Below are 23,994 nucleotides of genomic sequence, written 5' to 3'. Positions count from 1 at the left end.
TTTATAAGTGGCGGAATTGTCAGGCTTTTCAGGTTTGTACAAATAACATACAAAATGAGGGGTTTTTAGACCAACAGGCCTACCCCGTCAGGAGGGGATAGAGTGCCGGAGGGCGACGTCGCCATCCGGCAATGATTATCAATGCGTAGCCGGCGCGCTATGCTGACGATGACGGGATACAAAGCCGAGCGCAAAGCACATCACAAAGACCACCGCATACAGACCATTCGCGGTGAGTAACGCCGCCTGTGGGCCGCTGTGCGCCACAATCGGGCCGGTGACGACGAAGGTCAGCATCGTTCCTATGGTGCCGCAGGTCAGAATAAAGTTAACCAGCTTAGGCGAGGCCACTTTCGTTTGCTGCGATCCCAGCGTAATGATGGAGGTATAAATGGCGCTGGAGAAGAAGCCCAGCGTCAGAATAAACCACGGCATATGCGCCTGCGTGCCGGTAATAAACAGATACATCAGTACCGCCGCCATACCCGCCAGTACGGTCAGAATGCGTTGCAGATCGAAAAAGCGCAGGATAAAGCTGAACGCCCACATGCCGAACATATAGGACATCCAGAAATCACTCACCAGCGCCCCGGCGTCATTCAGGCTCATGCCGAGGCCTTTGGCGTATTCCGGCACCCAGGAGATAAAGCCCAACTGGCCAAGGATATAGCACAGCGCGGCGACGGCGAGAAACAGTACGCCAATGCCCCATTTTTCTTTGACGACAGGCGCCTGAGAGTGCTGCGCATGTTTACCCAGCGCCGGAAATTCACAGCCGAAGGTCAGGATGAAAATCGCCAGGTAGACCAGGCCGATGCAGGCGTAGACCCAGTACCACTCAATACTACGCGCCAGCAGGAAGGCGGCGACCATAGGAAAAATCATCCCCGCCATGCTGAAGAAGGAGTCGGTAAACAGCAGTCGGGAACCGCGCTGACGCCCTTCATACAGTTGCGTAATCAGGAAGGTGCCAATCGACATGGTGATCCCGCTGACCAGCCCCAGCACAAACATCGCCGCTGAGAACAACGCCAGGCTGTGGCTGAACATCAGCCCGGCCACCGCCAGCACCATCAGGATAAAACCAAAGCGTAGCTGTGTTTTCAGCGGGATGATTTCCATCAACCACGCGTTGAGGAAGATCGAGATCAAAATCCCGGCGTTCAGGAAAGTAAAGGTATTACTCATGCTGGAAACGGGCAGCTGAAAATAGTCTGCAATATTTCCCATCACCATCCCGGTGACAATCACCAGCGCCCCGGTCAGGGCGTAGGAAAGAAAGCTGATCCATGTGAGCTTGATGCGGTTGCTGTTAGTCATGTCTGGCCTTGAAGAGAAGTGAAGCGCGTGGAGGGCGCGTTAAGCGGGCAGATTTTAGGCGCTTTTGTGATGCATTTAAATAATTATTAGTGATAGTAATGTTCATTGCATTTTTTAATGTGATGTTTGTCACATCATATTGCAAGAATACGGCGTTGCGTCGTAACGTTACATTTGTTTCATATACGTAAAATTAGGTAAAGGGCTGGCCTGGCCCAGGAAGGCTCTTTAAAATCATTCCACTTGCTTTATTTCTGCTCTCTTTAAGGAAATCTCATGCTCAAATCGACTCTGGCGGCTGTCGCAGCTGTTTTCGCTCTTTCTGCTCTTTCTCCCGCAGCGTTGGCAGCAAAAGGCGATCCTCATGTGCTGTTAACCACCTCCGCCGGGAATATTGAGCTGGAGCTGAACAGCCAGAAAGCGCCGGTTTCTGTGAAAAACTTTGTCGATTACGTCAACAGTGGTTTCTATAACAACACTACGTTTCACCGCGTTATTCCTGGCTTTATGATTCAGGGCGGTGGTTTTAACGAGCAGATGCAGCAGAAGAAACCGAATCCGCCGATTAAGAATGAAGCCGACAACGGTCTGCGTAATACTCGCGGCACGATCGCGATGGCGCGCACCGCAGATAAAGACAGCGCCACCAGCCAGTTCTTTATTAACGTCGCGGATAACGCTTTTCTCGACCACGGCCAGCGCGACTTTGGCTATGCGGTATTTGGTAAAGTGGTAAAAGGTATGGATGTCGCCGATAAAATCTCGCAGGTACCGACGCACGATGTCGGGCCTTATCAGAATGTGCCGACAAAACCAGTCGTTATCCTTTCCGCGAAAGTCCTGCCATAAAACATGCCTGCGCGGGCGCGAGCCGCCCGCGTTTTCTCCCTGTCTCAGCGTAACCTGAAATTGCTGCTTATACTTGTGGTCAAGCACAGACATATTCAGGGAGGCCCGGTGAAGAAACTTACCGATAAACAAAAGTCACGCTTTTGGGAACAGAGGCGCAACGTTAACTTCCAGCAAAGCCGCCGTCTCGAAGGTATTGAGATCCCTTTAGTAACTCTGACCGCCGATGAAGCGCTGGCACGTCTTGACGAGCTTCGGAGGCACTATGAGCGATAAATTTGGCGAAGGGCGCGATCCGTACCTCTATCCGGGGCTGAATGTGATGCGTAATCGGCTGGGGATTCATCAGGCCCAGCGACTGGCGCAAGCGGCATATGAAATGACCGCGCTCCGTGCCGCCACGATTGAACTGGGGCCGCTGATACGCGGCTTGCCTCATCTGTGCGCGATTCATCGCCAGCTCTATCAGGATATTTTCGACTGGGCAGGGCAACTGCGGGAGGTCGATATTTACCAGGGCGATACCCGTTTTTGCCACTTTGCCTATATCGAAAAAGAGGGCAATGCTCTGATGCAGGATCTGGAAGAAGAGGGCTATCTGGTCGGTCTGGCGCACGAGAAGTTTGTCGAGCGGCTGGCGCATTACTACTGTGAAATTAACGTGCTTCATCCGTTTCGTTTGGGGAGCGGGCTGGCGCAGCGCATCTTCTTTGAACAGCTGGCGCTACATGCAGGCTACGCGCTGAGTTGGCAAGGTATTGCGGTTGAAACATGGAAGCAGGCGAACCAGAGCGGCGCGATGGGCGATCTCTCCGCTTTGCAGGCGATTTTTCAGAAAGCGATAAGCGAAGCTCGCGAAACTGAGTAAAATAGTGCGGTTCTACTCACCCGGAGCCGCCATGATCCTGCTTATCGATAACTATGATTCCTTTACCTGGAACCTCTACCAGTATTTTTGTGAACTGGGCGCGGAAGTGCAGGTCCGGCGCAATGATGCGCTGACGCTGGCGCACATTGACGCTTTGAACCCGCAAAAAATCGTTATCTCTCCTGGCCCCTGTACGCCGAATGACGCTGGCATTTCACTGGAGGTCATCCGCCATTATGCCGGACGTATTCCGATGCTGGGCGTTTGCCTGGGTCATCAGGCGATGGCGCAGGCCTTTGGCGCGTCGGTGGTGCGGGCAGCGAAAGTGATGCACGGTAAAACGTCACCTATTACGCATAATGGACAGGGCGTGTTTCGGGGATTGCCCAGCCCGTTAACCGTGACACGTTACCACTCGCTGATTGTCGACCCTGCCACGTTGCCTGAGTGTTTTGAGATCACCGCCTGGAGCGAAACGCAGGAGATTATGGGCATTCGCCACCGCGAGTGGGATCTGGAAGGCGTGCAGTTCCACCCGGAAAGTATTCTCAGCGAACAAGGACACGCTCTGCTGGAAAATTTCCTCCGGCGTTGATTTGTGGTTGCTATTGAGTGATTTTTTATTCATATTTTGTGATTATAATTTCACTGGCATTTCTACTTAACCGGGTGGTAATGATATGGCAACTGAACAAACGGCTATTACGCGCGCAACTTTCGATGAGGTGATTCTGCCTGTTTATGCACCGGCGGACTTTATTCCGGTCAAAGGTAAAGGCAGCCGCGTATGGGATCAGCAGGGCAAAGAGTATATCGATTTCGCCGGCGGGATTGCAGTGACTGCGCTGGGCCATTGCCATCCGGCGCTGGTCGAGGCGCTGAAATCCCAGGGGGAAACCTTGTGGCATACCAGTAACGTTTTTACCAATGAACCGGCGTTGCGTCTGGGACGTAAACTGATCGACGCCACGTTTGCCGAGCGCGTGCTGTTCATGAACTCCGGTACCGAAGCCAACGAAACCGCCTTTAAGCTGGCGCGTCATTATGCCTGTGTACGCCACAGCCCGTTCAAAACCAAAATCATTGCCTTTCATAATGCGTTTCACGGTCGTTCGCTGTTTACCGTATCTGTTGGTGGGCAACCGAAATATTCCGACGGCTTTGGACCAAAACCGGCGGATATCATCCATGTGCCGTTTAACGATCTGCATGCGGTAAAAGCGGTGATGGACGATCACACCTGTGCGGTGGTGGTTGAGCCAATTCAGGGGGAAGGCGGCGTTACTGCGGCAACCCCAGAATTCCTGCAAGGTTTACGTGAACTCTGCGACCAGCATCAGGCGTTGCTGGTGTTTGATGAAGTGCAGTGCGGGATGGGGCGCACCGGAGACCTGTTTGCCTATATGCACTACGGCGTCACGCCGGATATCCTCACCAGCGCCAAAGCGTTAGGAGGCGGTTTTCCGGTGAGCGCCATGCTGACCACGCAGGAAATAGCCTCGGCCTTCCATGTCGGTTCGCATGGTTCAACTTATGGCGGCAATCCGCTGGCCTGTGCGGTGGCTGGCGCGGCATTCGATATTATTAATACGCCAGAGGTGCTACAAGGCATTCACACTAAGCGGCAACAGTTTGTGCAACATTTGCAGGCGATTGACGAGCAATTTGACATTTTCAGCGATATTCGCGGCATGGGGCTGCTGATTGGCGCGGAACTGAAACCGGAGTACAAAGGTCGGGCGCGCGATTTTCTGTACGCAGGCGCGGAGGCCGGCGTGATGGTGCTCAATGCCGGAGCCGACGTGATGCGTTTCGCGCCGTCGCTGGTGGTGGAAGACGCGGATATCGAGGAAGGAATGCAGCGCTTTGCGCAGGCGGTAGGGAAGGTGGTGGCCTGATGGCGGATTGCCGGATAAGCGTAGCGCATCCGGCAGTCGGTCTTAACCTTTTGTATCCCGTAGCCGCTTACTCAGCCAGATACCGTGATGCGGACGCTGACGCCAGGCCATCGACGAAATGGTGTGCATGGTGTTCAGATGGCCAATGATGCGCTGTAAATGTTGTTCCAGAGTGCTCAATAAGCCATGTGACGGCATGTCCGGCGACTCCAGAATATTGACATCGCCGGAGCCGCCTGGCCTGTCGTACTCCAGGCGCTGTTGGCAGCGCTGAATCGCAATCTCGCAAGATTCCAGATAGCGCTGCGCCAGATCCGGCGTCAGCATGGTGTGTTCCCGCGCCAGCGTCGTCATAGCGTTGATATGCTCGACAATAAACTGGCTGTGCGTGACCCATAGTTTCATATCCGACAGATAGTGGGTATTGAATCCGGGTTCCTGCATTGCCTGATTTAACGAGTTGAATAACGTGTTATGCGCCTGGTTGACCCGCATTCTTTGATAAGCGAGCGGGGTGGCCTGCGGATCGTTACTGAGGATCAGTCGGATAGCTTCTTGATCGGCTTCCAGCGCATCATGGGCGTTTTTACGTAATAGCCCGCTTTGCCATTGCGGCCACAGCCAGACCATGCCGCCAAAGGCAATTAAACAGCCAATCAGCGTATCGATCAGCCTCGGCACAATAAACTGCTCTCCGTTTAACGTCAGTAACTGGATGGTGTATACCGCCGTCACCGTAAAGCCGACCGTCGCCCAGCCGTAGTTTTTACGAATAATCAGATAACTTGCCAGCGTTAGTACCAGCATGACCGCCAGCGTAATGCTTTCGGGAATATGTAAGTGCAGCGTGACGCCGGCAATCACCAGGCCGACCAGCGTTCCGACCGAACGGTGCAGAATACGTACGCGCGTCGCGCCATAGCCGTTTTGGGTGACAAACAGCACTGTCATGAGTATCCAGTACGGTTTAGGCAGGTGCAACGCGCTGCCCATCAGACTGGCGATGCTCATCATCACGCTGATGCGTCCGGCGTTGCGTAGCGCCGGTGATTTAAGAGACATATAATTTTTCAGCGCCGGAAGTAGCGGCAAACGACGCTGTTTATCGGCCATCAGGTCGCGGGCGTACAGCGGTCGCTGAGTACGCAGCACACGGGCGATTCGACTGAAGTGCCAATAGCAGAACTGGCCTACCGGATTTTCAGGATGCTGATTGGCGATCTTCTCCAGAGCGCCAATCTGTTTTTCCATGGAGAAGCGCGTCGGCAGACGATGATAAAGAATGTCATCCGCCAGCACGCGCAGGCGGGCGGCGACCGTTTGCGCATTCCAGCGAATCACCTCTTCCGCATGGCTGCGTTCTACCAGTTTCTGTACCTCTTCCGGCTGATGCAAGCTGACGGAGATGTGCTCCTGCAAATCCATCGCTTCCTGAAAAGCCCGTAGTAGACGCTTGTAATCATTATTGTTGTGCGCCGAAAGCATATGCATCTGTTGGTAACACTGGGTAATGAGATCGACCGCTTTTTGCTGGCGTATCAGCAGGGGAGGCAGCGCTTTTTCCGGATCGATATGTTGGGTGAGCAGGCTGTATTTCGCTTCGCAATAATCGGCCAGTTCACGGTATAACAAACTCAATGACTCGCGCAGCGGCTGTTCGCGCCATAGCCAGAACCAAAACCAGTTAAACACGCCGTACCATAGCGTGCCCAGCGCATAAATGAGCAGTGGCTCCCAGACGGGCATGTATCCCGCAAGACTCAGGGTAAAGATGGCGGCAATCAGCGACGCTGGCAGTAGCCGCGCGTGAAGCGGGCTAATTTCCGCCGTCACGCCAAGCACCAGCGTGAGCCCGGTCAGGATCAACGGCAGGGGGATGGATTCCGCCAGCAGAAGTTGCGTTACCAGACTGCATCCGGCGAACAGCGACGCGCCGATGATCAGGCGTTTAAAAAAGCGTTTGTGCGGGGTATCCAGACCTGCAATGTTGCAGCAGGCGGGAACGAGAGAGAAAAGCAAGCCCAGGTGTAGCTGGCCTATCAATAAACCAACAGCCACAGGCAGGCACAGCACCAGCGTTTGCCGTAGTGCGTAATTAATCTCTGGGTGATAAATCAGTCTTCGCCACATCGATGCAAACAAAAATGGCGCATGATAAAACGCGCCATTCTGACGGAATTAACGGGTGCCGTAGACGACGATGGTCTTGCCATGCGCGGAGATCAGGTTTTGATCTTCCAGCATTTTCAAAATACGACCAACGGTTTCGCGGGAGCAGCCGACGATCTGGCCGATTTCCTGACGGGTGATTTTGATCTGCATCCCATCCGGGTGCGTCATGGCATCGGGCTGTTTCGCCAGATTCAGCAGCGTCTGAGCGATACGCCCGGTGACGTCAAGGAAGGCGAGGTTACCTACTTTTTCAGAGGTGACTTGTAAGCGACGAGCCATCTGGGAAGAGAGGCGCATCAGAATATCCGGGTTGACCTGGATTAATTGGCGAAATTTTTTGTAGGAAATTTCAGCGACCTCACATGCGGTTTTCGCACGTACCCAGGCGCTGCGTTCCTGACCTTCTTCAAACAGGCCCAGTTCACCAATAAAATCACCCTGATTCAGATAAGAAAGGATCATTTCTTTCCCTTCCTCATCTTTGATCAGCACTGCCACGGAGCCTTTAACGATGTAGTACAGCGTTTCTGCTTTTTCACCCTGGTGAATCAGCGTGCTCTTTGACGGGTACTTATGAATGTGGCAATGAGACAAGAACCATTCAAGAGTCGGGTCTGTTTGCGGTTTGCCAAGCACCATGCGCGGTTATCCTCTGTTATAAGCTGTCTCCAGAGCCAGAAAACGGCACTGTCTCTGGGGTTGCAAAAATATACTTCCCGCTACCTGGGAAGGGGGCTACGAAAATAGATTGTAGCCTGTAATGTGATGTCCTCTGCATACATGCAGTACGTCAATGTATTACTGTAGCATCTTGTCTGTTTTAGCATAGCTTTCGCCGTGTGTCTCCTGGTGTCTCGCTTCAGCATGACCCAGGTCGCCTTCCATTGCGACTTTTGTTGTATGCGCGTAATCTTTCAGGAAAATTGAAACATTGGAGTTACGAAATATGCAAGCGCGTGTAAAGTGGGTTGAAGGGCTCACGTTCCTCGGAGAGTCCTCCTCCGGCCACCAGATTTTAATGGATGGCAACTCCGGTGACAAAGCGCCGAGTCCGATGGAGATGGTATTAATGGCGGCTGGCGGATGTAGCGCTATTGATGTGGTATCAATCCTGCAAAAGGGCCGTCAGAATGTCACCAACTGCGAAGTGAAGCTGACATCCGAGCGCCGGGAAGACGCGCCGCGCCTGTTTACGCACATTAATCTGCATTTTATCGTTACCGGCAGCGATCTGAAAGAGGCTGCCGTCGCGCGCGCTGTCGATCTCTCCGCGGAAAAATATTGCTCGGTGGCGCTAATGCTGGAAAAAGCGGTCAATATTACCCATTCGTATGAAGTGATTGCGGCGTAACATGTGATGCCGGATGGCGGCGTGGCTTTATCCGGCCTACCCGTTTTTATCTCGTAGGCCCGATAAGCGTAGCGCCATCGGGCATTTCACCGCGGTTATTCGATTTTTTTGCCTTCCATTAATCGCTGCACCAGCGGCAACATAATCAGCTCCATCGCCAGCCCCATTTTGCCGCCCGGCACCACTAATGTATTAATGTGAGAAATAAACGAGCCCTGGAGCATCGCCAGGAGCCAGGGAAAATCGATCCCTTCCAGGTTGCGGAAATGGATCACCACAAAACTCTCATCCAGCGAGGGAATACCCTTTGCGGCGAACGGATTGGACGTGTCGACGGTCGGCACGCGCTGGAAGTTTATATGGGTACGCGAGAACTGCGGCGTAATGTAATTGATGTAGTCGTCCATGGAACGCACCACGGAATCCATCACCGCTTCACGGGAGTGTCCGCGCTCGCTGGTGTCGCGGATTAGTTTCTGAATCCACTCGAGGTTGACGATAGGCACCACGCCAACCAACAGATCAACATGACGCGCGACATCATGTTGCGGGGTGACGACGCCGCCGTGCAGTCCTTCATAAAACAGCACATCGGTCGGTTCGGGAAGCGGCTGCCAGGGGGTAAACGTGCCGGGAACCTGATTCCACGGCACGGCTTCATCATAGGTATGCAGATATTTACGCGACTGGCCTTTACCCGTCTGCCCGTACTCAATAAAGGTATGTTCCAGTAGGCTGAAGTCATTGGCTTCAGGCCCGAAATAGCTGATATGCCGCCCGGCGTCACGCGCTTTGCGGATCGCCATGTCCATTTCCGGGCGGGTGTAACGATGAAAACTGTCGCCTTCCACCTCGGCGGCGTGCAGATTTAACTGCGCGAAAATTTTACGAAACGCGAGGCTGGTGGTGGTGGTCCCCGCGCCGCTTGACCCTGTTACTGCTATCACCGGATGTTTGGCTGACATGGCAACTCCATGATTGAGCTTTAGTAATAATGTATTGTCGGCAAAGGCGTTTTATTCGCGAAACTGCTTTTTCGGCATAATATTGACCGTTTCATGTAATTCAGACCATACCAGCACGGCCTCGCCGGATTGCAGTTGGCGTTTTACGTCAGCGACTTTTTGTTCAAGCGAACGTTCATGTTCACCATAATCGGTGCCTTCGCGCAACACAAAGCTTTCGATCAGGTTGTCCAGCGTGTCGGGGGCGAGCCCCTGCCAGGGAATGATCATGATGACGCCTCCAGGTACGTTGTCAGCCAGTCAGGAATTCGGCGTTCCAGCCACATTTCAGGGCGCAGCGGCGTACCGCCGATAAATCCTACGTGTCCGCCATGCTCAGTCAGCTGATACTCCACCTGCGGGGGCAGATCTTCCGCTTTAGGGATCACATGATGATCCATAAACGGATCGTCTTTAGCGTGAATAATCAGCGTCGGTTTAGCAATCTGGTTAAGCAACGGCATGGCGCTACACTGACGATAGTAGTCGATGGCGTCGGCAAAGCCGTGAATTTTCGCGGTGATCAGGTCGTCAAACTCGCGAATACGGCGCATTGATTTCAGTTGCGCCAGATTCACCGGCAGCGACCCGGGATACGCCGCCAGTTTGCGTGACGCATTCGCTTTTAACAGATTAAGCAAATAACGCTGATAGACGCGGGAAAACCCTTTGTCCATGTGGTAGCTACAGGCTTCGAGAACAAAGGGCGCAGAAACAATCACCGCTGCCTCGATGGGAATATCGCGGCCTTCTTTCGCCAGCAGGCACGCCAGCATATTACCGCCGAGCGAATAGCCCACGGCGGCTGTCGGAACGGCGCCGAGCTCCCGCTGTAGCCAGCGTAAAAACCAGGCTCCGTCCTCCGTTTCACCGGAGTGGTAAATACGATTCAGACGGTTGGGTTCGCCGCTACAGCCGCGAAAGTGCATCACCACGCCCAGCCAGCCGCGCTTTTGCGCCGCCTCAATCAGCCCGTGGGCATAGGGGCTGTTCAGGCTGCCTTCCAGACCGTGAAAGACCACCAGCCGCGGTTTATGCTTTGCCTGTTGCGGTTCTTCGCTCCATGCCAGATCGACAAAATCGCCGTCCGGTAGCTCCAGCCGCTGCCAGTGGGCGTTGAACTTCACTTTGCGGCGGATTAAGCGCGGCAGCATAGTTTGTAAATGGCGATTACGAATGCCACGCATGGGAATAAATTTATGCGAGTCATTGACAGGCGGGGTCATTTCTGTGGACGTGATCTCAACCATAGCACCAGAACAATTGATAATTGGAAACAATACTATACCGCGCATAAGGTTCACAGATTAGTCAATATGTGATTTTACGTTCAATTGGTCGTCTGGCGAAATAAAATTGCGCCTCATTTCACCAGAGGGGGCGGTATGCAAGGCGCGCGCAATACCCCACAGAAATCGCGTGAACCTCTGCATCAGCCGAATTAATCGTGGTAGTGTGGCAACACGATAGTTATGTGACTCAAGGAGAAGGCATGTCGAAGACACTTTTACAGATCCATTTTAACTTTAGCGGCCCTTTTGGCGAGGAGATGACTCAGCAACTGGTCGGGCTGGCGGAGTCTATCAATGAGGAGCCGGGCTTCATCTGGAAAATCTGGACAGAAAGCGAGAAAAACCAGCAAGCTGGCGGCATTTACTTGTTTGAATCCGAAGAAACGGCGCAGGCTTATATTAAAAAACACACTGCGCGTCTGAAAAATCTTGGCGTTGATGAGGTGACGTTTAAATTATTTGGCGTGAACGACGCGCTGACGAAAATAAATCACGGCAACCTTTGCCGCTAAATCACATAACGCAGGCTTCTGTTCCGGTGCTGCCGACCGCAACGGTAACCTTTATACCGGGACGAGTACCGAAGAGGCCTTTATGGACGAACAGCGGACAACGAACGTTCTCTTCCAGCGTGTGCAGCGCCTCGGCGGTGCGGGCGATGTTACCCTTCTTCACAAACATCATGAAGATGGTGAGCTTGCGGAAGGTAATGTCATCGGTGATTGACAGGTTCATCGTCCGCCCCGCGCGTTAGTCGTTCTGCATCATTTGCTCAAGCTGCTCCTGCGCCTCAAGCCATGCCATTTCACATTCTTCCAGCCCGGATTTGGCGCTGGCCTGCAGTTGTAGGCACTCGGTCATCTCCGCTTTACGGCTTGGGTCATACAGGCTGCTGTCGCCAAGCTTCTCTTCCGCCTGCGCTAACTGGGCGTTGAGCTTTTCCATCTCTTTTTCCAGACGGGTAATCTCTTTACGCAGCGGCTGCGTCAGAGTGCGTAGCTCGGCTTCGCGACGCTTCTGATCTTTGCGTGACTGGGCGCTGTTGGCGTTGTTTTCCTTCGGTGCGTCGTCGGCCTGGTTTTCCTGCTTCTGCACGTCGCTCAGCCACTGCTGATAATCTTCCAGGTCGCCGTCGAACGGTTCGACCTTTTTGTCGTGCACCAGATAGAGGTCGTCAGTGGTGGAGCGAATCAGGTGGCGGTCGTGCGACACGACGACCAATGCGCCTTCAAAATCAATCAGCGCTTCGGTGAGCGCCTGGCGCATGTCGAGATCCAGGTGGTTGGTCGGTTCATCGAGCAGCAGCAGATTTGGACGCTGCCAGACGATCAGCGCCAGCACCAGACGCGCTTTCTCGCCGCCGGAGAAGCGTTGCGTCTCTTCCGTTACTTTGTCGCCCTGGAAACCGAAGCCGCCGAGATAGTCGCGCAGCTTCTGCTCCAGTTCCTGCGGCGCCAGACGCGCCATATGTTGCAACGGGGATTCATCGGCGCGCAGGAACTCCAGTTGGTGCTGGGCGAAGTAGCCGAGCTTAATGCCTTTGGCGAGGCCAATTTCACCGTGCAACGGTTCCAGTTCGCCCGCCAGCAGCTTAATCAGCGTCGATTTCCCCGCACCGTTGCGGCCCAGCAGGCCGATACGCGAGCCGGGCACCAGGTTCAGCTTGATGGATTCCAGAATGATGCGATCGCCATAACCTGCGCTGACTTTTTCCATCTTCAGCAGCGGGTTCGGCAGGCTTTCCGGCGCGCGGAAGCTGAAATGGAACGGGTTGTCGACATGAGCCGGCGCAATCAGCTCCATACGCTCCAGCATCTTGATACGGCTTTGCGCCTGCTTGGCCTTGGTCGCTTTGGCGCGGAAACGGTCGATGTAGCTTTGCAGATGCGCCACACGCTCCTGCTGACTCTCATACATCGCCTGCTGCTGCGCCAGGCGCGTGGCGCGCTGAACTTCAAACGCGCTGTAGTTGCCGGTGTACTCGAACAGAGTCTGCTGTTCGATATGGATAATTTTATCCACTATCGGGTCAAGAAAGTCGCGATCGTGGGAGATCAAAATCAGGGTGCCCGGATAGCTCTTCAGCCATTTTTCCAGCCAGATAACGGCATCCAGATCGAGGTGGTTGGTCGGTTCGTCGAGCAGCAGTAAATCGGAACGGCAAATCAGCGCCTGGGCCAGGTTAAGGCGCATCCGCCAGCCGCCGGAAAAGTCGCTGACCGGACGTTCCAGCTGATCGTTAGAGAAGCCGAGACCGTGTAGCAGGCTGGCGGCGCGCGAACGAACGGTCCATGCGTCGATGGCATCCAGCTTGCCATGTATGGAGGCGATAGCATGTCCGTCGTTACGTTCGTTGGCGTCGTTAAGCTGCGCCTCCAGCTGCCGGTATTCACGGTCGCCGTCAATGACATACTCAATCGCTGGCTGAGGCAACGCAGGTGTTTCCTGATTCACCCACGCTAATTGCCAGGTTCCGGGCAGGGTAAAACTCCCGGCATCGGCGCTGATTTCATTTTTTAGCAATGCCAGCAGGGTAGATTTACCGCAGCCGTTTTTACCCACCAGGCCGACTTTCTGGCCTGGATTAATGGTAGCCGAGGCATTGTCCAGTAGGACGCGCACGCCGCGACGAATTTGTAACGAGGAGAAAACAATCATAAGGCGCCGTATGTTCAGACTATGTTAATTTATCATTATGATAATGTAATATTCGGGCGTACCGCCGCGCTGGAGCGCAATGGTAGCTCAAAACAACAACGATACACAAAATCATTCAGGCCGCCTTTGGTGAGGGACAAGAATATCTCTCATTAATCCCCAGCGGCGGACATGGAGTACGTTTCTGAGTTAAACAAACGCTGTCAACGTAGAAGTGGCCTGAAGAATGGCATGTATCGACCCAAAACAACCGGGAGGGGGATTGATGTCTCAGCCAGCGAAAGTCTTGCTGTTGTATGCCCATCCGGAATCTCAGGACTCGGTTGCTAACCGGGTACTGCTTAAACCGGCCATACAGCACAATAACGTAACCGTGCACGATCTTTATGCGCGCTATCCTGATTTTTTTATCGACACGCCCTATGAACAAGCCCTGTTACGTGAGCACGACGTCATTGTTTTTCAGCATCCCCTTTACACCTATAGCTGTCCGGCTTTACTGAAAGAATGGCTTGATCGCGTGTTGAGTCGAGGGTTCGCCAGCGGACCAGGGGGAAACCAACTGGTGGGAAAGTACTGGCGTAGCGTGATTACGACCGGCGAGCCGGAGAGCGCTTACCGGTATGACGCGCTAAACCGCTATCCAATGAGCGATGTACTCCGCCCTTTTGAACTGACCGCGGCCATGTGCCGGATGCACTGGATGCCGCCCATTATTGTGTACTGGGCGCGCCGCCAGTCGCCGCAGACGCTGGCCAGTCATGCGAAAGCCTATGGCGAGTGGCTGGCGAATCCTGTGAGCGCGGGAGGCTATTGATGGAAGGTGCTGATTTATTGACCGCGGGAGTGTTGTTCCTCTTCGCGGCGGTGGCGGCGGTGCCGTTAGCCGCCAGGCTGGGCATCGGCGCGGTGCTAGGGTATTTGCTGGCGGGAATCGCCATCGGTCCGTGGGGGCTGGGATTTATCAGCGACGTTGACGAGATCCTGCACTTTTCCGAATTGGGCGTCGTGTTTCTGATGTTTATCATTGGTCTCGAACTCAATCCGTCCCGGCTTTGGCAACTGCGGCGCTCTATCTTCGGCGTCGGCGCTGCTCAGGTGCTATTAAGCGCGGCGGTGCTGGCGGGATTATTGATGCTTGCTGATTTCTTATGGCAGGCGGCGATCGTCGGCGGGATTGGCCTGGCGATGTCTTCGACGGCGATGGCGCTACAACTGATGCGCGAGAAAGGCATGAACCGTAGCGAGTCCGGGCAGTTAGGGTTTTCCGTCTTACTGTTTCAGGATTTAGCGGTGATCCCCGCGCTGGCGTTGGTGCCTTTACTGGCGGGATCGGTCGACGAGCATTTCGACTGGTTTAAAGTGGCAATGAAGGTATTGGCCTTCGCGGTAATGCTGATTGGCGGTCGTTACCTGTTGCGCCCGGTATTTCGTTTTATTGCTGCGTCCGGCGTGCGGGAGGTCTTCACTGCCGCGACGTTGTTGCTGGTGTTGAGCGCCGCCTTATTTATGGACGCGCTGGGACTGTCGATGGCCCTGGGAACCTTCATTGCCGGCGTTTTACTGGCAGAGAGCGAATACCGGCATGAGCTGGAAAACGCTATCGATCCCTTTAAAGGTTTACTGCTTGGGCTGTTCTTTATCTCCGTCGGTATGTCGCTAAATCTCGGCGTACTTTATACCCATTTACTGTGGGTGGCGGCGAGCGTTGTTATTCTGGTCGTCATAAAAATGCTGACGCTGTATCTGCTGGCGCGGCTATATGGAATAAGAAGTTCTGAACGGATGCAGTTTGCCAGCGTGCTGAGTCAGGGGGGCGAGTTCGCTTTTGTGCTCTTTTCTACCGCCTCTTCTCAGCGCCTGTTTCAGGGCGATCAGATGGCGTTATTATTGGTGACTGTCACGTTATCAATGATGACCACGCCGCTACTGATGAAAGGGATTGATAAGTGGTTATCGCGCCGTCTTAATGGCCCGGAAGAGAATGATGAAAAGCCGTGGGTTGAAGATGATAAGCCCCAGGTGATTGTCGTCGGCTTTGGCCGTTTTGGTCAGGTGATCGCTCGCTTATTGATGGCGAATAAGATGCGTATCACCGTGCTGGAACGCGATATCGGCGCCGTTAATCTGATGCGCAAATATGGTTATAAAGTGTATTACGGCGACGCTGCACAAGTCGAGCTGCTGCGTTCTGCGGGCGCGGAGGCGGCGGAGTCGATAGTCATCACGTGTAATGAACCGGAAGACACGATGAAGCTGGTGGCGCTGTGTCAGCAGCATTTTCCTCATCTGCATATTCTTGCGCGAGCGCGTGGACGTGTGGAGGCCCATGAGTTATTACAGGCTGGCGTCACGCAGTTTTCCCGTGAAACGTTTTCCAGCGCGCTGGAATTGGGACGTAAAACTCTGGTGTCGTTAGGTATGCATCCGCATCAGGCGCAACGCGCGCAGTTGCATTTTCGTCGGCTGGATATGCGAATGTTGCGGGAGCTGATCCCGGAGCATAGCGACATGGTACAGATTTCGCGCGCCAGAGAGGCCCGACGCGAACTGGAGGAGATTTTTCAGCGCGAAATGCAACAGGAACGGCGCCAGTTGGATGGCTGGGATGAATTTGAGTAGGGGTAAAACAATGGCAATCCGTAAACGTTTTATTGCAGGCGCGAAATGTCCGGCCTGTCAGGCGCAGGATACAATGGCGATGTGGCGTGAAAATAATGTCGATATTGTTGAATGCGTTAAGTGCGGGCATCAAATGCGGGAAGCGGATAAAGACGTTCGCGAGCATGTTCGCAAAGAAGAGCAAGTGATCGGGATTTTTCATCCGGACTAGCGATATGCCGCAGGTTTTTTTAAGCTAAGGGGTACACGGCTGCAGAATTCCGCTACAATCTGCGCCACTATTCTTCCCATGCTCAGGAGATATCATGAAAGTAGCAAAAGACCTGGTGGTCAGCCTGGCCTATCAGGTACGTACAGAAGACGGTGTGTTGGTTGATGAGTCTCCGGTGAGTGCGCCGCTGGATTACCTGCACGGTCACGGCTCCCTGATCTCTGGTCTGGAAACCGCGCTGGAAGGCCATGAAGTTGGCGACAAATTTGATGTCGCTGTTGGCGCGAACGACGCTTACGGCCAGTATGATGAAAACCTGGTGCAGCGTGTGCCTAAAGACGTCTTTATGGGCGTTGATGAACTGCAGGTAGGGATGCGTTTCCTGGCGGAAACCGACCAGGGCCCGGTACCGGTAGAGATTACCGAAGTGGAAGACGATCACGTTGTGGTTGATGGTAACCACATGCTGGCGGGCCAGAATCTGAAATTTAACGTCGAAGTTGTTGCGATTCGTGAAGCGACTGAAGAAGAACTGGCTCACGGTCATGTTCACGGCGCGCACGATCACCACCACGATCACGGTGAAGACGGCTGCTGTGGCGGTCATGGTCATGACCATGGTCACGAGCACGGCGGCGAAGGCTGCTGCGGTGGCGGTGGTAAAGGCGGCTGCGGTTGCCATTAATCCCCGTCGTCTTTCAAGCCACCGCGGTGTTGGCTACGCTTTCAAACCCCGGTCACATAGTTATCTATGCTCCCGGGGAATTTTCAAGCTTGCCGCCTTGCTGTGACTCGAAATCTTTAGGGTATTATCATTGGTTCGATAAATCATCGGGCACAAAAAAGCGGGTTATCCCCGCTTTTTTTTCGTCTCAATAATGCGGCGGCGGCGTTTCTTCTGCCTGAGAGGCGATATTTGACGGCTGACTGGCTTTTAACTTTTCCGTGAGCAAACGCAGATGATCGCGCAGCTTCGCCATCTCCATTTCATGTGCGGTTACCGTCAGGTTTAGTTCTTCTATGGTAATCTCCTGGAACGCCAGACGGCTTTCCAGTTCAGCCAGACGAGCTTCCATCGTGATATCCTGCATGATGTACCTCTTTATGTTGTCTCCGTCGGCGGATTCTACTTAACTTTACCGGCTTTCACAGCAACCATTACGCGCCCTACGAAACTAATTTAAACAAAAAGAGTCTGAAAAGAAGTGATAATAGGGCGTGTTCGTATGTTGATTTGTTCTGCAACGATTTATAGTACGCTTCTTACGTAAGTTAACATGGGGCGAGATGCCCCGGCCCTGGAGATATGGATGAAATCACTGTTTAAAGCCACGCTGCTGGCAACTACGATGGCCGTTGCTATGCATGCACCGATCACTTTTGCTGCTGATGCGGCGAAACCGGCAGCTACCGCTGATAGCAAAGCAGCATTTAAAAACGACGATCAAAAAGCGGCTTATGCGCTGGGCGCCTCGCTGGGTCGTTACATGGACAATTCGCTTAAAGAGCAGGAAAAGTTGGGCATCAAACTGGATAAAGATCAGTTGATTGCCGGCGTTCAGGATGCCTTTGCCGATAAGAGCAAACTGTCCGATCAGGAAATTGAGCAAACGCTGCAGACGTTTGAAGCACGCGTGAAGAGCGCTGCTCAGGCGAAGATGGAAAAAGACGCTGCCGATAACGAAGCAAAAGGTAAAACGTTCCGCGACGCTTTTGCTAAAGAGAAAGGCGTGAAAACCTCCTCTACCGGCCTGCTTTACAAAGTAGAGAAAGAAGGCACAGGCGAGGCGCCGAAAGATAGTGATACCGTTGTGGTGAACTACAAAGGTACGCTGATCGACGGTAAAGAGTTTGATAATTCTTACACGCGCGGCGAACCGCTTTCCTTCCGTCTGGACGGCGTTATCCCTGGCTGGACTGAAGGCCTGAAAAATATTAAGAAAGGCGGCAAGATCAAGCTGGTTATCCCACCGGCGCTGGCCTACGGTAAAACGGGCGTTCCGGGTATCCCGGCGAACTCCACCCTGGTATTCGACGTAGAGCTGCTGGATATCAAACCAGCGCCGAAAGCGGATGCTAAACCTGCCGATGCGGCTGACGCTAAAGCCGCAGATGCTGCTAAAAAATAAAAACTGAGAGCCGCCGCTTGTAATAGCGGCGGTTTTTTTTATGCAGGCCGGATATATTACTCACCATAATTTGATTTGCGGATAACGGCGCTTGCGCTGGTCGTTAAGGGCGAGACCGTAGGCTGAATGACCGCCAACGCACACGTAGCCTGAAATAGACGAACAAATTAGTACTGGAAAGATGAACCCTCACTGTATTAATTTAATCATCCGCGTAAATAATGAGCCTGCCCTGAAAACATAACGACAGGCTCCTGAAAAGGAGTGTTTTTTTTCATGTCCAGGTCGCTTTTAACCAACGAAACCAGTGAACTTGATTTGCTGGATCAGCGTCCCTTCGAGCAAACCGACTTCGATATTCTGAAATCCTACGAAGCGGTAGTGGACGGGTTAGCGATGCTTATAGGTTCCCATTGTGAAATCGTATTGCACTCTTTGCAGGATCTAAAATGTTCAGCCATTCGTATTGCCAATGGCGAACATACGGGCCGTAAAATTGGCTCGCCGATTACCGACCTGGCGTTGCGCATGTTGCACGACATGACAGGGGCGGACAGTAGCGTGTCGAAATGCTATTTCACGCGCGCGAAAAGCGGTGTCTTGATGAAGTCGTTGACGATTGCCATTCGCAACCGCGAGCAGCGCGTCATTGGTCTACTGTGCATCAACATGAATCTTGATGTGCCATTTTCACAGATTATGAATACCTTTATTCCGCCGGAAACGCCGGAAGTGGGTTCAGCGGTTAATTTTGCCTCCTCAGTCGAAGATTTAGTCACCCAGACGCTGGAGTTCACGATCGAAGAGGTAAATGCCGATCGTAATGTCTCTAACAATGCGAAAAATCGTCAGATCGTCCTTAACCTTTACGAAAAAGGCATTTTCGATATTAAAGACGCCATTAACCAGGTAGCCGATCGTCTGAATATCTCAAAACACACGGTTTACCTCTATATTCGCCAGTTCAAAAGCGGCGACTTTCAGGGGCAGGATAAATAATGCGTTATGCCATTATGGTCACCGGGCCGGCATATGGCACCCAGCAGGCCAGCAGCGCATTGCAGTTCGCCCACGCGCTGCTCAATGAGGGGCATGAGTTAGCCAGCGTCTTTTTCTATCGGGAAGGAGTCTATAACGCCAATCTCCTGACCTCGCCGGCGAGCGATGAATATGATCTGGTACGCGCCTGGCAGAAATTGAATACGCAGCATGGCGTAGCGCTGAACATCTGTGTCGCGGCGGCGCTTCGTCGCGGTATTATTGATGAAACTGAAGCCGGCAGACTGGAGTTGCCGTCCGCCAATCTTCAGCCGGGCTTTACGCTAAGCGGCCTGGGCGCGCTGGCGGAGGCATCTCTCACCTGCGATCGGGTGGTGCAGTTTTAATGAAACGTATTGCATTTGTCTTTTCCACCGCGCCGCACGGTAGCGCTTCAGGTCGTGAAGGGCTGGATGCGCTGCTGGCGACGTCAGCGCTAACGGAAGCGCTGGGCGTCTTTTTTATCAGTGACGGCGTCTTTCAGTTATTAGCAGGACAAAAACCAGACTCTGTGCTGGCGCGTGACTATATTGCTACTTTCAAGCTCTTTGATTTGTACGATATTGATCAATGCTGGATCTGCGCGGCATCGCTGCGCGAGCGTGGTCTGGAGAACGTTAATTTTGTGGTAGACGCCACGCCGCTTGAACCCGTAGCGTTACGCCGCGAGCTTGGCAACTATGATGTCATCCTGAGATTCTGAGGCGTTTATGCTGCATACCTTACCTCATTGCGCCTCGGGCGTTGATTTTCCCGCTTTGCTGCGTCTGCTAAAAGAGGGCGATGCGCTTTTGTTGCTCCAGGATGGCGTTACCGTCGCGATTGAAGGTAACCGCTTCCTTGAAAGTTTGCGCGATGCCCCCATAACGGTCTATGCCTTGAAAGAAGACATTGACGCCCGCGGCCTGGGTGGTCAAATTTCAGACAGTGTCGTCAGGGTTGACTATACTGAGTTTGTCAGACTCACGGTTAAGTATGCCAACCAGATGGCCTGGTGATGGCGGGATCGTTGTATATTTCTTGACACCTTTTCGACACCGCCCTAAAATTCGGCGTCCTCATATTGTGTGAGGGCGTTTTATTACGTGTTTACGAAGCAAAAGCTAAAACCAGGAGCTATTTAATGGCAACAGTTAACCAGCTGGTACGCAAACCACGTGCTCGCAAAGTTGCGAAAAGCAACGTGCCTGCGCTGGAAGCATGCCCGCAAAAACGTGGCGTATGTACTCGTGTATATACTACCACTCCTAAAAAACCGAACTCCGCACTGCGTAAAGTTTGCCGTGTTCGTCTGACTAACGGTTTTGAAGTGACTTCCTACATCGGTGGTGAAGGTCACAACCTGCAGGAGCACTCCGTGATCCTGATCCGTGGCGGTCGTGTTAAAGACCTCCCGGGTGTTCGTTACCACACCGTTCGTGGCGCGCTTGACTGCTCCGGCGTTAAAGACCGTAAGCAAGCTCGTTCTAAGTACGGCGTGAAGCGTCCTAAGGCTTAATGGTTCTCCGTTAAGTAAGGCCAAACGTTTTAAATTAATGTCAAACTAAACTCGTAGAGTTTTGGACAATCCTGAATTAACAACGGAGTATTTCCATGCCACGTCGTCGCGTCATTGGTCAGCGTAAAATTCTGCCGGATCCGAAGTTCGGATCAGAACTGCTGGCTAAATTTGTCAATATCCTGATGGTAGATGGTAAAAAATCTACTGCAGAATCAATCGTATACAGCGCGCTGGAGACCCTGGCTCAGCGTTCTGGTAAATCTGAACTGGAAGCTTTCGAAGTCGCTCTCGAAAACGTTCGCCCGACTGTAGAAGTTAAATCCCGCCGCGTAGGTGGTTCTACTTATCAGGTACCAGTTGAAGTCCGTCCGGTCCGTCGTAATGCTCTGGCAATGCGTTGGATCGTAGAAGCTGCTCGTAAACGCGGTGATAAATCCATGGCTCTGCGCCTGGCGAACGAACTTTCTGATGCTGCAGACAACAAAGGTACTGCAGTTAAGAAACGTGAAGACGTTCACCGTATGGCAGAAGCCAACAAGGCGTTCGCACACTACCGTTGGTAATCCCTTCGGAGTCATAGTCACCAGGCGGGCGCTTCAGGTAAGTCGCCCGTTTTGGATAACTTAACTGAACGCCTAAAGATATCAACGAGGAATCAAATGGCTCGTACAACACCCATCGCACGCTACCGTAATATCGGTATCAGTGCGCACATCGACGCCGGTAAAACCACTACTACCGAACGTATTCTGTTCTACACCGGTGTAAACCACAAAATCGGTGAAGTTCATGACGGCGCAGCTACCATGGACTGGATGGAGCAGGAGCAGGAGCGTGGTATTACTATCACCTCCGCAGCGACTACTGCATTCTGGTCTGGTATGGCTAAGCAGTATGAACCGCATCGCATCAACATCATCGACACCCCGGGGCACGTTGACTTCACTATCGAAGTAGAACGTTCCATGCGTGTTCTCGATGGTGCGGTAATGGTTTACTGCGCAGTTGGTGGTGTTCAGCCGCAGTCTGAAACCGTATGGCGTCAGGCAAACAAATACAAAGTTCCGCGCATTGCGTTCGTTAACAAAATGGACCGCATGGGTGCGAACTTCCTGAAAGTTGTTGGTCAGATCAAAACCCGTCTGGGCGCGAACCCGGTTCCGCTGCAGCTGGCAATTGGTGCTGAAGAAGGTTTCACCGGCGTTGTTGACCTGGTGAAAATGAAAGCCATCAACTGGAACGATGCCGACCAGGGCGTTACCTTCGAATACGAAGATATCCCGGCTGACATGCAGGACCTGGCTAACGAATGGCACCAGAACCTGATCGAGTCCGCCGCAGAAGCTTCTGAAGAGCTGATGGAAAAATACCTGGGTGGTGAAGAACTGACTGAAGAAGAGATCAAACAAGCTCTGCGTCAGCGCGTTCTGAACAACGAAATCATCCTGGTAACCTGTGGTTCTGCATTCAAGAACAAAGGTGTTCAGGCGATGCTGGATGCGGTAATTGATTACCTGCCATCCCCGGTAGACGTACCTGCGATCAACGGTATTCTGGACGACGGTAAAGATACTCCGGCTGAGCGTCACGCAAGCGACGACGAGCCGTTCTCTGCGCTGGCGTTCAAAATCGCTACCGACCCGTTTGTGGGTAACCTGACCTTCTTCCGTGTGTACTCCGGTGTGGTTAACTCTGGTGATACCGTACTGAACTCCGTGAAAACCGCACGTGAGCGTTTCGGTCGTATCGTTCAGATGCACGCCAACAAACGTGAAGAGATCAAAGAAGTTCGCGCGGGCGACATCGCGGCTGCTATCGGCCTGAAAGACGTGACTACCGGTGACACCCTGTGTGATCCGGAAAACCCGATCATTCTGGAACGTATGGAATTCCCTGAGCCGGTAATCTCCATCGCGGTAGAACCGAAAACCAAAGCTGACCAGGAAAAAATGGGTCTGGCTCTGGGCCGTCTGGCGAAAGAAGACCCGTCATTCCGCGTATGGACTGATGAAGAATCTAACCAGACCATCATCGCTGGTATGGGTGAACTTCACCTGGATATCATCGTTGACCGTATGAAGCGTGAATTCAACGTTGAAGCTAACGTGGGTAAACCTCAGGTTGCTTACCGCGAAGCGATTCGCGCGAAAGTTACCGACATCGAAGGTAAACACGCGAAACAGTCTGGTGGTCGCGGTCAGTATGGTCATGTTGTTATCGACATGTACCCGCTGGAGCCGGGCTCTAACCCGAAAGGTTACGAGTTCATCAACGACATCAAAGGTGGTGTAATTCCTGGCGAATACATCCCGGCCGTTGATAAAGGCATCCAGGAGCAGCTGAAATCTGGCCCGCTGGCGGGTTATCCGGTAGTTGATCTCGGTGTGCGTCTGCACTTCGGTTCTTACCATGACGTTGACTCCTCTGAGCTGGCGTTTAAACTGGCTGCGTCTATCGCCTTTAAAGAAGGCTTTAAGAAAGCAAAACCAGTTCTGCTTGAGCCGATCATGAAGGTTGAAGTAGAAACACCTGAAGAGAATACCGGTGACGTTATCGGCGACCTTAGCCGCCGTCGTGGTATGCTCAAAGGTCAGGAATCTGAAGTTACAGGCGTTAAGATCCACGCTGAAGTACCGCTGTCTGAAATGTTCGGATATGCAACTCAGCTGCGTTCTCTGACCAAAGGTCGCGCATCGTACACTATGGAATTCCTGAAGTATGATGATGCGCCGAACAACGTTGCTCAGGCCGTAATCGAAGCCCGTGGTAAATAAGCCGCAGGGTTAAAAACCAAAATCCCGTGCTCTCTCCTGAAGGGGAGAGCGCTATAGTAAGGAATATAGCCGTGTCTAAAGAAAAATTTGAACGTACAAAACCGCACGTTAACGTCGGCACCATCGGCCACGTTGACCACGGTAAAACTACCCTGACCGCTGCAATCACCACCGTACTGGCTAAAACCTACGGCGGTGCTGCTCGTGCATTCGACCAGATCGATAACGCTCCGGAAGAAAAAGCGCGTGGTATCACCATCAACACTTCTCACGTTGAATACGATACCCCGACCCGCCACTACGCACA

29 protein-coding genes are annotated in these 23,994 nt (G+C 53.0%); 20 read left to right on the top strand and 9 right to left on the bottom strand.

Going from position 1 to position 23,994, the window contains the following annotated elements; translation table 11 throughout:
• Positions 1–138 precede the first annotated feature (138 nt).
• Positions 139–1,320 (bottom strand): MFS transporter TsgA, encoded by a 1,182-nt coding sequence (gene tsgA / locus NAZ64_RS09495; protein ID WP_000185267.1) that lies wholly within the window; start codon positions 1,318–1,320, stop codon positions 139–141.
• A gap of 276 nt (positions 1,321–1,596) precedes the next feature.
• Here tsgA and ppiA point away from each other — a divergent pair, with 276 nt between their 5' ends.
• From ppiA to argD, 5 genes are all read left to right on the top strand, one after another.
• Positions 1,597–2,169: a peptidylprolyl isomerase A gene (ppiA, locus tag NAZ64_RS09490; RefSeq protein WP_000920478.1), complete on the top strand. Its 573-nt coding sequence runs from the start codon at positions 1,597–1,599 to the stop codon at positions 2,167–2,169.
• A gap of 108 nt (positions 2,170–2,277) precedes the next feature.
• A complete protein-coding gene (locus tag NAZ64_RS09485) occupies positions 2,278–2,445 on the top strand; it encodes a YhfG family protein (protein ID WP_001519136.1) in 168 nt (55 codons plus the stop codon).
• Positions 2,435–3,037 (top strand): putative adenosine monophosphate-protein transferase Fic, encoded by a 603-nt coding sequence (locus tag NAZ64_RS09480; protein ID WP_001280665.1) that lies wholly within the window; start codon positions 2,435–2,437, stop codon positions 3,035–3,037. Before NAZ64_RS09485 ends, NAZ64_RS09480 begins: the two co-directional genes overlap by 11 nt.
• Before the next feature lie 31 nt (positions 3,038–3,068).
• Positions 3,069–3,632, top strand: coding sequence for an aminodeoxychorismate synthase component 2 (gene pabA / locus NAZ64_RS09475; protein WP_220569599.1), 564 nt, complete (start codon positions 3,069–3,071; stop codon positions 3,630–3,632).
• Positions 3,633–3,717: 85 nt separating this feature from the next.
• Positions 3,718–4,935: a bifunctional acetylornithine/succinyldiaminopimelate transaminase gene (gene argD / locus NAZ64_RS09470; RefSeq protein WP_076935741.1), complete on the top strand. Its 1,218-nt coding sequence runs from the start codon at positions 3,718–3,720 to the stop codon at positions 4,933–4,935.
• Between the two features lie 42 nt (positions 4,936–4,977).
• Here argD and NAZ64_RS09465 read toward each other — a convergent pair whose 3' ends face one another.
• Positions 4,978–7,065 carry a YccS/YhfK family putative transporter gene (locus tag NAZ64_RS09465; protein WP_000269311.1) on the bottom strand — a complete coding sequence of 696 codons (2,088 nt, stop codon included), beginning with the start codon at positions 7,063–7,065 and terminating at the stop codon, positions 4,978–4,980.
• Between the two features lie 48 nt (positions 7,066–7,113).
• A complete protein-coding gene (gene crp / locus NAZ64_RS09460; protein WP_000242758.1) occupies positions 7,114–7,746 on the bottom strand; it encodes a cAMP-activated global transcriptional regulator CRP in 633 nt (210 codons plus the stop codon).
• Between the two features lie 307 nt (positions 7,747–8,053).
• Between crp and NAZ64_RS09455 the strand changes: the two genes are divergently transcribed.
• On the top strand, positions 8,054–8,458 hold the full coding sequence (locus NAZ64_RS09455) for an OsmC family protein (protein WP_001148919.1): 405 nt from the start codon (positions 8,054–8,056) through the stop codon (positions 8,456–8,458).
• A gap of 95 nt (positions 8,459–8,553) precedes the next feature.
• Here the strand turns inward: NAZ64_RS09455 and NAZ64_RS09450 are convergent, their stop codons facing one another.
• From NAZ64_RS09450 to NAZ64_RS09440, 3 genes are read right to left on the bottom strand one after another with little or no spacing between them, the layout of a single operon-like run.
• Complete coding sequence (locus NAZ64_RS09450; protein WP_001274690.1) at positions 8,554–9,423, bottom strand: phosphoribulokinase; 870 nt, start codon at positions 9,421–9,423, stop codon at positions 8,554–8,556.
• Positions 9,424–9,474: 51 nt separating this feature from the next.
• Entirely contained in the window at positions 9,475–9,693 is a 219-nt protein-coding gene (locus NAZ64_RS09445) for a YheU family protein (protein WP_000586568.1), read from the bottom strand.
• Positions 9,690–10,757, bottom strand: a complete 1,068-nt coding sequence (locus tag NAZ64_RS09440) for a hydrolase (protein WP_115285617.1) — start codon at positions 10,755–10,757, stop codon at positions 9,690–9,692. The genes NAZ64_RS09445 and NAZ64_RS09440 overlap by 4 nt, the downstream gene beginning before the upstream one ends.
• Positions 10,758–10,954: 197 nt before the next feature.
• Between NAZ64_RS09440 and NAZ64_RS09435 the strand changes: the two genes are divergently transcribed.
• Positions 10,955–11,266 (top strand): monooxygenase, encoded by a 312-nt coding sequence (locus NAZ64_RS09435; protein WP_000047689.1) that lies wholly within the window; start codon positions 10,955–10,957, stop codon positions 11,264–11,266.
• Between the two features lies 1 nt (position 11,267).
• Here the strand turns inward: NAZ64_RS09435 and NAZ64_RS09430 are convergent, their stop codons facing one another.
• Entirely contained in the window at positions 11,268–11,489 is a 222-nt protein-coding gene (locus NAZ64_RS09430; protein WP_220569600.1) for a helix-turn-helix domain-containing protein, read from the bottom strand.
• A 15-nt stretch (positions 11,490–11,504) separates the two neighbouring features.
• Positions 11,505–13,412, bottom strand: a complete 1,908-nt coding sequence (locus tag NAZ64_RS09425) for an ABC transporter ATP-binding protein (protein ID WP_000634765.1) — start codon at positions 13,410–13,412, stop codon at positions 11,505–11,507.
• Positions 13,413–13,677: 265 nt separating this feature from the next.
• On the opposite strand from NAZ64_RS09425, the gene kefG reads away from it, so the two are divergent.
• The 4 genes from kefG (at position 13,678) to slyD (ending at position 16,930) form a co-directional block, all read left to right on the top strand.
• Positions 13,678–14,229 carry a glutathione-regulated potassium-efflux system ancillary protein KefG gene (gene kefG / locus NAZ64_RS09420; protein ID WP_000081820.1) on the top strand — a complete coding sequence of 184 codons (552 nt, stop codon included), beginning with the start codon at positions 13,678–13,680 and terminating at the stop codon, positions 14,227–14,229.
• Positions 14,229–16,034 (top strand): glutathione-regulated potassium-efflux system protein KefB, encoded by a 1,806-nt coding sequence (kefB, locus tag NAZ64_RS09415; protein ID WP_220569601.1) that lies wholly within the window; start codon positions 14,229–14,231, stop codon positions 16,032–16,034. The genes kefG and kefB overlap by 1 nt, the downstream gene beginning before the upstream one ends.
• Positions 16,035–16,044: 10 nt before the next feature.
• Positions 16,045–16,245, top strand: a complete 201-nt coding sequence (locus tag NAZ64_RS09410; RefSeq protein ID WP_001007735.1) for a YheV family putative zinc ribbon protein — start codon at positions 16,045–16,047, stop codon at positions 16,243–16,245.
• 94 nt (positions 16,246–16,339) lie between these two features.
• Positions 16,340–16,930 (top strand): peptidylprolyl isomerase, encoded by a 591-nt coding sequence (gene slyD / locus NAZ64_RS09405; protein WP_000861341.1) that lies wholly within the window; start codon positions 16,340–16,342, stop codon positions 16,928–16,930.
• A gap of 187 nt (positions 16,931–17,117) precedes the next feature.
• On the opposite strand, the gene NAZ64_RS09400 is transcribed toward slyD, so the two are convergent.
• Positions 17,118–17,336, bottom strand: a complete 219-nt coding sequence (locus tag NAZ64_RS09400; RefSeq protein WP_001152701.1) for a protein SlyX — start codon at positions 17,334–17,336, stop codon at positions 17,118–17,120.
• A 219-nt stretch (positions 17,337–17,555) separates the two neighbouring features.
• Between NAZ64_RS09400 and fkpA the strand changes: the two genes are divergently transcribed.
• The 9 genes from fkpA to NAZ64_RS09355 form a co-directional block, all read left to right on the top strand.
• The gene (gene fkpA, locus NAZ64_RS09395) at positions 17,556–18,374 is read left to right on the top strand and encodes an FKBP-type peptidyl-prolyl cis-trans isomerase (RefSeq protein WP_000838221.1); all 819 of its coding nucleotides are present in this window, start codon (positions 17,556–17,558) and stop codon (positions 18,372–18,374) included.
• 276 nt (positions 18,375–18,650) lie between these two features.
• Positions 18,651–19,373 (top strand): helix-turn-helix transcriptional regulator, encoded by a 723-nt coding sequence (locus NAZ64_RS09390; RefSeq protein WP_000091471.1) that lies wholly within the window; start codon positions 18,651–18,653, stop codon positions 19,371–19,373.
• Positions 19,373–19,759 (top strand): sulfurtransferase complex subunit TusD, encoded by a 387-nt coding sequence (gene tusD, locus NAZ64_RS09385; RefSeq protein ID WP_001268011.1) that lies wholly within the window; start codon positions 19,373–19,375, stop codon positions 19,757–19,759. The genes NAZ64_RS09390 and tusD overlap by 1 nt, the downstream gene beginning before the upstream one ends.
• Positions 19,759–20,115, top strand: coding sequence for a sulfurtransferase complex subunit TusC (gene tusC / locus NAZ64_RS09380; RefSeq protein WP_000820703.1), 357 nt, complete (start codon positions 19,759–19,761; stop codon positions 20,113–20,115). Before tusD ends, tusC begins: the two co-directional genes overlap by 1 nt.
• A gap of 7 nt (positions 20,116–20,122) precedes the next feature.
• Complete coding sequence (tusB, locus tag NAZ64_RS09375) at positions 20,123–20,410, top strand: sulfurtransferase complex subunit TusB (RefSeq protein ID WP_000903398.1); 288 nt, start codon at positions 20,123–20,125, stop codon at positions 20,408–20,410.
• A gap of 125 nt (positions 20,411–20,535) precedes the next feature.
• A complete protein-coding gene (gene rpsL / locus NAZ64_RS09370) occupies positions 20,536–20,910 on the top strand; it encodes a 30S ribosomal protein S12 (protein WP_000246815.1) in 375 nt (124 codons plus the stop codon).
• 95 nt (positions 20,911–21,005) lie between these two features.
• Positions 21,006–21,476: a 30S ribosomal protein S7 gene (gene rpsG, locus NAZ64_RS09365; RefSeq protein ID WP_001138042.1), complete on the top strand. Its 471-nt coding sequence runs from the start codon at positions 21,006–21,008 to the stop codon at positions 21,474–21,476.
• Positions 21,477–21,572: 96 nt separating this feature from the next.
• Positions 21,573–23,687, top strand: coding sequence for an elongation factor G (fusA, locus tag NAZ64_RS09360; RefSeq protein WP_000124693.1), 2,115 nt, complete (start codon positions 21,573–21,575; stop codon positions 23,685–23,687).
• A 71-nt stretch (positions 23,688–23,758) separates the two neighbouring features.
• Positions 23,759–23,994: GTP-binding protein (locus NAZ64_RS09355; protein WP_000031667.1), on the top strand; the 236-nt coding region annotated here is incomplete at its 3' end.

The sequence above is a fragment of the Salmonella sp. A1325 genome (assembly GCF_056991255.1).
Note: the sequence above shows the minus strand (reverse complement) of the source record. Positions and strands in the feature narration are given on the sequence as shown.